At 62.2% G+C, this 1,316-nt stretch carries 1 protein-coding gene and 1 pseudogene; one reads left to right on the top strand and one right to left on the bottom strand.

Going from position 1 to position 1,316, the window contains the following annotated elements:
* Positions 1 to 582 precede the first annotated feature (582 nt).
* Positions 583 to 979, bottom strand: a pseudogene (locus ACFVXH_RS41325) (transposase); the annotation flags it as partial.
* 75 nt (positions 980 to 1,054) lie between these two features.
* On the opposite strand from ACFVXH_RS41325, the gene ACFVXH_RS41320 reads away from it, so the two are divergent.
* The coding region (locus tag ACFVXH_RS41320; protein WP_387831238.1) for a LysR family transcriptional regulator at positions 1,055 to 1,316 on the top strand (262 nt) is incomplete at its 3' end.

Genomic DNA, 1,316 nt, shown 5'->3' with positions numbered 1-1,316 from the left:
ATCTCATACCGGACCCTGGTTTCCCGGCCCAGTACCCGCCGGGACTCCGCCGACCCTGCAGCCGGTCACCCCCGTGCTGAGGACTGGAGACAAGACCCGTGAAAAATCCGGGCTAGGGGTCTCTACACTGAGGGACGCCTCAATGCCGACTACTTTCTCGGCAGTGCAGGACCGATTCGTGAGTTACTCCGTGCTGGAATCGGGCACACCCTCGTGGACATCCGCAGCCTTGGTAGTGCATATGCGCCAAGCAGGTTTAAGCGAACTTACGCGGTTGATGGAGAAGACTTCGTGCCGTACCTCCGGCCTTACGACGTCTTTGAATATCTCCCACCTGAGGCAGACCGACTCTCAGTCACGCGCACCGCGAGGCTTGAGGATTACCTGATCCAAGAAGGCGACATCCTCCAGACCTGCTCTGGTCGGAATTTGGGCCCGGTAACCATCGCGGACTCTTATCTGACCCAATCCGCGCTCTCGCACGACATGATTAGAATTCGGGTAGAGGATCTATCGGACCGGTACTATCTTCTGGCCTTTCTACGTAGTCGCGCTGGACAGCATTTACTGGCTCTTCACGATTTAGAGTGCGTTGATCCGGGTGTGCAGCTGGCCGGAGTGGATCAGGGATCCGCAAGATGTAGTGGTTGAGGTTCCGGAAACCCAGGGCGATGCCGCGTAGGTGCTCGAGCCGGCCGTTGATCGCCTCGACCGGGCCGTTGGACGCCCCGATGTCGAAGTAGGCGAGCACATCTTCCCGCCGACGCCACAGGGTTCTCCCGAGTTGAGCCAGCTCCTCCAGACCTTTCGGCAAGCCTGTGCGCAGGGTGTTGATGATCCGGTCCATCAACTTCTTGCCCTCCGAGTTCTTCGGATGCCCGTACGCCTGGATCACGTCCTGTGAGAGCATCCACGTCACCTCCAGGGCCACGTAGTCGTCATCGGTGGCCCACAGCATGTCCAGTCGCTGTTTCTGCCGCTGGACCTGACCCCTGGGGGTGTCCCCCGTACCTCGCTCAGCTCGGCAGAGTCCCCGCCACTAGACTCGGGGCACATGACAACTCGACCGGATTCCCTCCGGCATTGGGAGTACTTCGTCGCCGTGGCCGAGGAGGGCAGCGTCACCGGTGCCGCGGAGCGGCTGGGGCTGACCCAGTCCCCCGTGTCCCAGGGGCTGAAACGTCTGGAGTCGAATCTCGGCCTCGACCTGATCCGCCGCTCCGCCACCGGTGCCACCCTCACCGAGGCGGGCCGGTCCCTGCTCCCGCAGGCCCGGATTCTGGTCCGGGACGCCACGGAACTGCAGAGCATGGCCC

The organism is Kitasatospora sp. NPDC058184 (genome assembly GCF_042883725.1).
GTDB lineage: Bacteria > Actinomycetota > Actinomycetes > Streptomycetales > Streptomycetaceae > Kitasatospora.
This window is presented reverse-complemented; position numbering and strand designations above follow the sequence as displayed.